Genomic DNA, 8,280 nt, shown 5'->3' with positions numbered 1-8,280 from the left:
TCCCTCCTCGGTGCGGAGAAGGTGGCGCGCACCGCCGGATGAGGCGGCCCGCCGCCCACGTCGGCGATTACCGACAGCGGCCCCAGCCCGCAGATGTCCACATCGCCCGCCTCACCCGCCCTGCCGGGCACCCTCTCCTCACGGAGAGGGAAGACAGCGACCGGCATCGGGGTTTTCAGGATGCGTGGCCCAATGGGCGGCTTCTCCGATGACCTGCATCACCGCATCGATATCGGTCAGAATGTCATGATTCCAGAACCGCAGGACCTGGTAGCCGCGAAATTCAAGAAACCGGGTTCGCTGCGCGTCATAGGCTTCCTGCTCGCCGTGTTGGCCGCCATCGGCCTCCACAACCAGGCGTGCCTGCCGGGACAAGAAGTCAGCGATATAGGGGCCGACCGGCACCTGGCGACGGAATTTGATCCCCATCAGATTGCCATTGCGCAAACGCGACCAGAGCCGCGCTTCAGCCGGCGTCTGCTCCCGGCGCATCGCGCGGGCGAGGTGGAGGTGCTTTTGGGGATAACGCTGGCTGGGCATCATTGGGCCTCCCACCTCGGTCGAAGTCGACAACTCGCGCGATTCGACAGATGAAGACTTTATACACCTCATGCGGGCAAATCACAACACCCTTCCTTCTCCGTGAGGAGAAGGTGGCGCGCAGCGCCGGATGAGGCGGACAACCTCCACGCCCGGAGATTGGCAACAGCGGCGCCAGTCCGCAGATGTCCACATCGCCCGCCTCACCCGCCCTGCCGGGCGCCCTCTCCTCACGGAGAGGGACTTGCCCCCCTTGCCACGCCCCCGCTCGCCGCCTATACCGCGCCGACCCCTTCAACGGGTCGCTTTGAAGCGGGAGGCGGGATGAGCCGCGCGGAATTTTCCTACGACTTTCCTCACCGTCACCTGCTTTCGGTGGCTGACCTCAACCCCGTTGATATCGCGATCATTTTTGAGCGCGCCGAGGTCTTCCTCAAGCGCAACCGGACGCCGGACAAAGCCTCGGACGGCCTGCGCGGGCTGACTGTGCTCAACCTCTTCTTCGAGGCCTCGACGCGCACCCAGGGCAGTTTCGAGATGGCGGGCAAGCGGCTGGGCGCCGATGTGGTGAATTTCGCCATGGCCTCCTCCTCGGCCTCCAAGGGCGAAAGCCTGTCGGATACGGCGCGCACGCTCGCCGCGATGCGGCCGGACATTCTCGTTGTCCGCCATCCGGCCACCGGGGCGCCGAAATTCCTCGCCGAGGCGACCGGGCTTTCCGTGATCAATGCCGGCGACGGCATGCATGAACATCCAACCCAGGCCCTGCTCGACAGTTTCACCCTGGCCCAGCGCTGGGGCTCGGTCGGCGGCCGGCGGATATTGATCGTCGGCGATATCCTGCATTCACGCGTCGCGCGCTCCAATATCGGCCTGCTGAACATATTGGGCGCCGAGATCCGCCTGTGTGCGCCGCCAACCCTGCTGCCGACCGATGTCGATCAATGGGGTGTCGAGGTTTTTCACGATCTCGACGCGGCTTTGGCCGGCTGTGATGCAGTGATGGCGCTGCGCCAGCAAAAAGAGCGCATGACCGGCGGTTTCGTGCCCTCGGAGCGCGAATTCTTCCATCTGTTCGGGCTGACCCATGAACGCCTCGAAGCGGCCTCGCCGGACGTGCTGGTGCTGCATCCCGGGCCGATGAATCGCGGTGTCGAGATCCATACCCGCCTCGCCGACGACCCGGACATCAGCCTGATCCTCGACCAGGTCGAGAGCGGTGTCGCGGTCCGCATGGCGATGCTGGAACTGATCGGCACGAATATCCGCAAGGGAGCCGGCTCATGATCACCGCCATCATCAATGCGCGCCTGGTCGACCCGGCCTCTGACTTTGACGGTCCCGGCGGCGTGGTGTTTGAAGACGGGATCATCCTCGAGGCCGGACCGGATATCGATATCGACCAGGCCGACGAGATCATTGATGCGCGTGGCCGCATCCTCGCGCCCGCCCTGATCGATCTGCGCGCCGCGCGTGAGCCGGGCCTTACCCCCGATGGCGAGACCCTGGCCTCTCTGGCGGCGGGCGCCGCGCGTGGCGGTGTCGGCACGGTCATGCTGGCGCCCAATACGCGCACCCCGCAGGACAGCCCTGACAGCCTGGCTGCGCTGGTGCGATCATTCAGCGATCACGATGTGCGATTCATGACCGCCGGCGGTGCCACAGTCGGCCTTGCAGGCGAGCAGATGGCCGAGATCGGGCTGCTGGCGCGTTGCGGTGCAGTGATGGTTGGCAATGGCGACCGGCCGATCCGCGACAGCCGCGTCATGCGGCGCGTCCTGGCCTATTCCAGCCAGTTTGATTTCTGGCTCGCCTCACGCCCCGCCGATGCCGAGCTTTCCGCGGGCACGGTTGCGCTGGAGAGCGACTGGTCGGCGCGCATGGGCCTGCCATCGGAACCCGCCATCTCCGAACGCATCGCCATCGAGCGTGATGCCAGCCTGGCCGAATTGTCTGGCGGCAAACTCCTGATCGACCGCCTCTCGACCGAGGCCGGGCTTGATGCGCTACGCCATGTCCGCTCCCGCGATATCGAAATCGCGGCGACCGTGGCCGTGGCGCATTTGACCCTCAATGAGACCGACGCCGGCGATCTCGACTCAGCCTTCCGGATGGATCCGCCGCTGCGCTCGGAAATGGATCGCCGCGCCCTGGTCGAGGCCGTCATCAATGGCGAGATCAATGCGGTGGTCTCCGATCACCGCCCGACCCCGTTTGACGACAAGGGCGAGCCCTTCGCGCTGGCGATTGCCGGCACATTGAGTGTCGAGACCATGCTCGGGGCCATGCTCGGCCTGGTGCATGATGGCCAGCTGGAGCTGATCGACGCCCTGCGTGTTTTGACCAGCGGCCCCGCCGACCTGCTCGCCCTGCCTCAGGGGCGCATCTCCGCCGGCGCTCCGGCCGACCTCATCTTGATCGATGGCGATATTCCCTGGGTGGTCGATGCCGACGCGCTGGCCTCGCCGCGCGCCAATTGCGCCTGGTCCGGACGCCGTTTCCAGGGACGGGTCTTGCAAAGCTTCGTCGCAGGCGCAATGATACACAACCATGACGGGTAAAACACCATGACCCTCTATGCCATGATCACGATCTATCTCGGCTCGGCGCTGGGCGGCTATCTGCTCGGCTCCATTCCCTTCGGCCTGGTGATCACCAGGCTGGCCGGGCTCGGCGATATCCGCGCCATCGGTTCGGGCAATATCGGCGCCACCAATGTGCTGCGTACCGGGCGCAAGGATCTGGCGCTGGCCACCCTGCTGCTCGATGCCGGCAAGGCGGGGATCGCCGCGGCGATCTTCGGTTATTTCCTCGGCACCACGGCCGGCCTGATCGCCGGCGCCGCCGCCTTCACCGGGCATTGCTTCCCGGTCTGGCTGAAATTCAAGGGCGGCAAGGGTGTCGCCACTTTCGTCGGCACGGTGCTGGTCGTCGCCTGGCCGGTCGGGCTGGCGGTGATTGCCAGCTGGCTGGTCACCGTGGCGATTTTCCGCATGTCCTCGCTCGGTGCCCTCATCGGCGCCTTGGCGGCGCCGATCGCCGCACTTGTCCTCGGGCGCCTCGATGTTGCGATCATGACCGGGCTTCTGGCGATCATGATCTACTGGCTGCACCGTGCGAATATCGGGCGCATCCTGAAGGGTGAGGAGCCCCGCATCGGTACCGGCAAGAAAGCGCCAGCCGACAGCGAGACAATAGCAGACCAATAGCGAACCCAAGGCAGACCAGGGGCAGACCGGGGACAGAGCAGCGGCATAGCCGGGGGCAGACAATAGCAGGGCAGATAGGGAGGGCCGGTGACACGGCAAGAATTGAGCTATAGCGAGCGTTGTGACTGGTTGCGCCTGGCAAGGACACCGCGCATCGGCCCGGTCAGCTTTGCCCGCCTGCTCGCCCGTTTCGGCAGCGCTGAAGCCGCCATCGACGCCCTGCCCGGCCTTGCCAGGACAAGCGGATCGCCGCGCCCCGCCATCCCGCCGCGCGGCGCAGCAGAAGCCGAACTCGACGTCATAGATCGCGCCGGCGTACGTCTTTTGGCCCAGTGCGAACCGGATTTCCCCCGCGCCCTCGCCTGCATCCCCGCACCACCGCCACTTATCCTCGTCAAAGGGCATCTGGAACTGGCGACAAAACCCTGTTGTGCCATGGTCGGCGCGCGCAATGCCTCGGCGGCGGGCCTGCGGTTTTCGCGCCAGCTTGCCCATGGTCTGGGGTCGGCCGGGGTTGTGATTGTCTCCGGCCTGGCCCGCGGTATTGATGGCGCCGCCCATGCCGGATCACTGGAGACCGGAAGCATCGCCGTTCTCGCTGGCGGGCTGGATTACATATATCCGCCCGAGCATTACGAGCTGCACCACGCGATTGCCGAACAGGGCCTGCTGGTCTCCGAAGTCGCCCTGGGCACCTTGCCGACCGCGCGCGATTTTCCACGCCGCAACCGATTGATCTCCGGCCTGTCGACCGGTGTGTTAGTGGTTGAAGCGGCAGTGAAATCCGGCTCGCTCATCACCGCCCGCTTCGCCGCTGAACAGGGCCGCGAAGTGATGGCTGTTCCCGGCTCGCCGCTCGATCCGCGCGCCAGGGGCGGCAATCAATTACTGCGTGACGGCGCACATCTGATTGAAAGCGTGGAGGATGTCCTGGCCATCCTGGAAAACACCCCGGCCATCGAGCGCGAAGGGCTTGGACCCGGCCATGAGGCCGACGGTCTGGAGGATGACGCGCTCGACTTGGTCGACTGGCCGATGCCGGAACAGGGCGAAGATATCCCCGCGCCCGCCGGGCCGGTTGATCGCGTCCGCGCCCTGCTGTCGCCGACACCGATTTCGGCCGATGAATTATCGCGCCAGGCGGCGATCCCCGCCGGGAATATCGGCGCTATAATCCTGGAACTGGAAATGGCCGGGGAGGTCAGTATTTTGCCGGGCGGACTTTTGCAGGCCAATCAGTCATCCTGATGCATGACCGAACCCTCGAGCTCGACCATCAGCGCCGCGACCTCGATCAAACTGCTGGAACGGCCCAGTCCGGCCCGCAGCGCCCGTTCGCTCATTTCTCGCAAATCCAGTGCAATCAGGCTCATCGCCGGGTCTCTACCGGCCTCGACGCGGGGGCTCCGTCCGAACAGGTCACGCTGTTTCGCCTTGCGCCTGTGGCCGTTCCCGCCTGAAGGTTTCATGGCCCTCACTCCCAACCCGGGCAGCAGCAATACAACCTTTTCGTGTCCAGATCAAATAAACCCGTTCGGGGTCAGATCAATCCTGATCGTTCAGGGCCGCCAGCAGGAGGTCGCGCGCGTCCTGGACCTGGCGGGCCAGCGCCGCCGAACCGCCACCGGTATCCGGATGCAGCTTCTTCATCAGGTTACGATGGGCCTGGCGGATCTCCTCACGCGTCGCCCCAGGGCCGACCGAGAGAATTTCACGCGCTTCGTCCAGACTCATGCTGCCACCTGATTGCGGCGGCGAGCTGCCGGACGTCCCGTTCTGCCCGGGCCCGCTATAGGCGATGCCAAGCATGCCAAGCCCGAACAGGCCGATCGGCACCCCCAGCGCCATCGCACCGCGCAAGGTCAACAAGGCACCAGCCAGTACCGCACCTCCGCCGAGCAGCATACGGACCAGGCGGGCCGCCTGCGCCGCCTTCTGCCTTGAAAACCACCAGGCGGCGCCGAGAAAGCCTGCGAGGGCGAGAAATCCGAGAAAGAGTGCCGCCATGTCAGAAGGGGATGGCCTGTCCCTCAAGCCCGGATAATTTCAGCACGATGAGGAGGTCCCGCAATTCCTGGCGGGCCGCAACATGACTCATGGTGAAAGGCAGGGTCGAGCCGCTTTCGGTCAGGTCCAGCAGCGTCAGGCCGAGCGGAAAAAGTTCGCGGTAGATCACGCGTTCGGCAAAGCCCGGCGCGAGCCGGAAACCGATCCGTTGCGACAGCATTTTCAGCCCTTCGCCGACACGCCGCTTATTGCGTGCATCGAGCATCGAGACCCGGTTGCGCATCACGACCCAGTCGATCGAACGCCGTTCCAGCGCAGCCTTGCGCTTGCGGCATTCCCAGACCATCTCACTGTAAACACTGGGACGTCCGACCTGGAAAGTGTCCGGATCGATCTCGGCGAGCAGGTCGAAATCGACAAAGCTGTCATTGACCGGCGTGACGATGGTATCGGCAGCCGAATGAGCCAGACGCGAATACAGGGTGTCAGCCCCGGGGGCGTCAATCACGATGAAATCGGTGCGCGCCTTGAGGTCGCTCAGGGCATGGGAGAAGCGCTCGGTCTCCTCCACCTCGGCAATGTCCAGATCACGTTGGGCGCTGGGCGCCACGGCAATCTCGCTGACGCGCGGCAGCTCGACGCCATGTTTCTCACACCAGGCATTGCGATTGCCGAGATAGCGCGAAAAGCTGCGCTGGCGCAGATCCAGATCGATCGCGCCGACCCGCTTGCCCATTCGCATAAGCGCCACGGCCAGATGCATGGCCACAGTCGACTTGCCCGCGCCGCCCTTCTCATTGCCAACGACAATGAGATGCGCCTCGGCGACGCCATCGCGGACGCGGCCGACCGGGCGTGCGGGAAGTTTGAAAGCAGAGTGTGTTGTCATCGTTTCAGTAGCCTAGTCCGCGCGCCTGCAACGCGACACAAGTTCAAGCAGGCAAGACTGTCAGTGCCGGCTGTCAGCGCGAAAGGGCCGGGCCGGCATCGGCCAGTGGTCGACCGGAAAAGTCAACCGGCAGGCAATATTCACCGGCACCGGTCATCACGGCACAAGCGGCGCGCGCCGCCGCCAGCGTATCATAGGGCCCCGCCTGCAGGCGCAGGAATTCGCCCCGTTCCGGAATCGTCACCGCTTCGATACGAGCCTCGCGATCGGCGAGCAGACCGGGGAAGCGCGCCTGCAATTCAGCCCAGCCGGCGACGCTGTTCGCCATCGTCCTGTAGGACGCGAGATGAATGCCATGCCACAAGCTCGGCGCGGTCAGCATCGCCTCCGGCGCGCCAGACATCGGCTGCCCGCCTGGCACAGTCTGAGCCGCCTGCGGTGGCGGGCCGGCCAGCGCCAGGGCAAGCGCGCGCAATTGCGGCGCCACTTCCGCCAGGCTGTCCGGCTCATGGCGGGCGCGGCGATCCAGCTCGCGTGCCGTGATCTCGGCGATCCGCGCATTTTCGGTCTCGGCGACCGGCGGCAGGGAGACCCGGGCTTCCGGCGCATCGGCCGTCGTGGCGCATGCGGCGAGCCCGGACACAAGCGCCATGGAGGCGAGAAGGCGTCGCAGGGTTTTCATGCCACTCCGTCTAGACCGAGTCGGCGCGCTTGCCTCCCTCATCGCTTATGATTATGCCGATGGCCGACAGTTTTCCGGTATCTCCATGCTCAACCTTCAAATCCCCCATGCCACCACGCTTTCCGCCCTGCGCGCCCGCGTTCGCAGCTGGCGCAGCGACGGGCTGAGTGTCGGCTTCGTGCCAACCATGGGCGCCCTGCACCAGGGGCATCTTGCGCTTGTGCAGCTGGCCAAGGCCCAGTGCGACCGGGTGGTCGCCAGTATTTATGTCAATCCGGCCCAATTCGCACCGGGCGAGGATTTCGAGGCCTATCCGCGCAGCGTAATTGAGGATTCGCAAAAGCTGACCGAGGCCAGATGCGACCTCGTCTACCTGCCGACCACCGAAGTCATCTATCCGGAAGGTTTTGCCACCACGATCTCGATGACCGGCCCCGCCCTCGGCCTGGAGAGCGATGCGCGGCCGCATTTCTTCAATGGCGTGGCCACGGTTGTCGCCAAACTGCTCAACCAGGTCCGGCCCGATGTCGCGGTGTTTGGCGAAAAGGATTACCAGCAATTGCTGGTGATCCGGCAGCTGGCGCGCGATCTCGACCTGGGGGTCGACATCATCGCCGGCGAGACCGTGCGCGAGCGTGACGGCCTCGCCCTGTCTTCGCGCAATGCCTATCTCAACGCCGAAGACCGCCAGCGCGCCGGCCAGCTCAATCAGATCCTCAAACTGTGCGCGGCGGCTCTCGCCGACGGCCAGAGCATTGCGCAGGCCCGTCAGGCAGCGCTTGACGCCTGCCAGGCCGGTTTTGATGGCGTCGACTATGTGGAGGTGCGTTGTGCGGGCAGCCTGGCAGAGCTGGGCGAAGGCCGGCTGGGCGTGCCCGCGCGGGTGCTGGCCGCCGTCCGTCTCGGCCAGACAAGGCTGATCGATAATTGTGCAGCCACGCCTTCCTGACGCC

At 65.3% G+C, this 8,280-nt stretch carries 10 protein-coding genes; 5 read left to right on the top strand and 5 right to left on the bottom strand.

The features are described from left to right. Positions 1-138 precede the first annotated feature (138 nt). Positions 139-543, bottom strand: a complete 405-nt coding sequence (locus ACN0YJ_RS09155; protein WP_417496004.1) for an endonuclease domain-containing protein — start codon at positions 541-543, stop codon at positions 139-141. A 321-nt stretch (positions 544-864) separates the two neighbouring features. Here ACN0YJ_RS09155 and ACN0YJ_RS09150 point away from each other — a divergent pair, with 321 nt between their 5' ends. From ACN0YJ_RS09150 to dprA, 4 genes are all read left to right on the top strand, one after another. Then, positions 865-1,827 carry an aspartate carbamoyltransferase catalytic subunit gene (locus ACN0YJ_RS09150; RefSeq protein ID WP_417496003.1) on the top strand — a complete coding sequence of 321 codons (963 nt, stop codon included), beginning with the start codon at positions 865-867 and terminating at the stop codon, positions 1,825-1,827. After that, a complete protein-coding gene (locus ACN0YJ_RS09145; RefSeq protein WP_417496002.1) occupies positions 1,824-3,101 on the top strand; it encodes a dihydroorotase in 1,278 nt (425 codons plus the stop codon). Before ACN0YJ_RS09150 ends, ACN0YJ_RS09145 begins: the two co-directional genes overlap by 4 nt. Before the next feature lie 6 nt (positions 3,102-3,107). Further along, positions 3,108-3,749, top strand: coding sequence for a glycerol-3-phosphate 1-O-acyltransferase PlsY (gene plsY, locus ACN0YJ_RS09140; protein ID WP_417496001.1), 642 nt, complete (start codon positions 3,108-3,110; stop codon positions 3,747-3,749). Positions 3,750-3,836: 87 nt separating this feature from the next. Next, complete coding sequence (dprA, locus tag ACN0YJ_RS09135) at positions 3,837-4,997, top strand: DNA-processing protein DprA (protein WP_417496000.1); 1,161 nt, start codon at positions 3,837-3,839, stop codon at positions 4,995-4,997. Here the strand turns inward: dprA and ACN0YJ_RS09130 are convergent. The 4 genes from ACN0YJ_RS09130 to ACN0YJ_RS09115 form a co-directional block, all read right to left on the bottom strand. Continuing rightward, the gene (locus ACN0YJ_RS09130) at positions 4,985-5,122 is read right to left on the bottom strand and encodes a hypothetical protein (protein WP_417477075.1); all 138 of its coding nucleotides are present in this window, start codon (positions 5,120-5,122) and stop codon (positions 4,985-4,987) included. The two genes, dprA and ACN0YJ_RS09130, sit on opposite strands and share 13 nt — an antisense overlap. Positions 5,123-5,294: 172 nt before the next feature. Next, a complete protein-coding gene (locus ACN0YJ_RS09125) occupies positions 5,295-5,756 on the bottom strand; it encodes a DnaJ domain-containing protein (RefSeq protein WP_417495999.1) in 462 nt (153 codons plus the stop codon). A gap of 1 nt (position 5,757) precedes the next feature. Next, positions 5,758-6,645 (bottom strand): division plane positioning ATPase MipZ, encoded by an 888-nt coding sequence (locus tag ACN0YJ_RS09120; protein ID WP_417477073.1) that lies wholly within the window; start codon positions 6,643-6,645, stop codon positions 5,758-5,760. A gap of 73 nt (positions 6,646-6,718) precedes the next feature. Continuing rightward, positions 6,719-7,327, bottom strand: coding sequence for an SPOR domain-containing protein (locus ACN0YJ_RS09115; protein ID WP_417495998.1), 609 nt, complete (start codon positions 7,325-7,327; stop codon positions 6,719-6,721). Between the two features lie 85 nt (positions 7,328-7,412). Between ACN0YJ_RS09115 and panC the strand changes: the two genes are divergently transcribed. Continuing rightward, on the top strand, positions 7,413-8,276 hold the full coding sequence (panC, locus tag ACN0YJ_RS09110; protein WP_417477185.1) for a pantoate--beta-alanine ligase: 864 nt from the start codon (positions 7,413-7,415) through the stop codon (positions 8,274-8,276). Positions 8,277-8,280: the final 4 nt, after the last annotated feature.

Origin of the sequence: Maricaulis sp. (genome assembly GCF_048270095.1) — a bacterium.
GTDB lineage: Bacteria > Pseudomonadota > Alphaproteobacteria > Caulobacterales > Maricaulaceae > Maricaulis.
The sequence above is the reverse complement of the archived record's forward strand: the minus strand, read 5'-3'. Positions and strand labels throughout refer to the sequence as shown.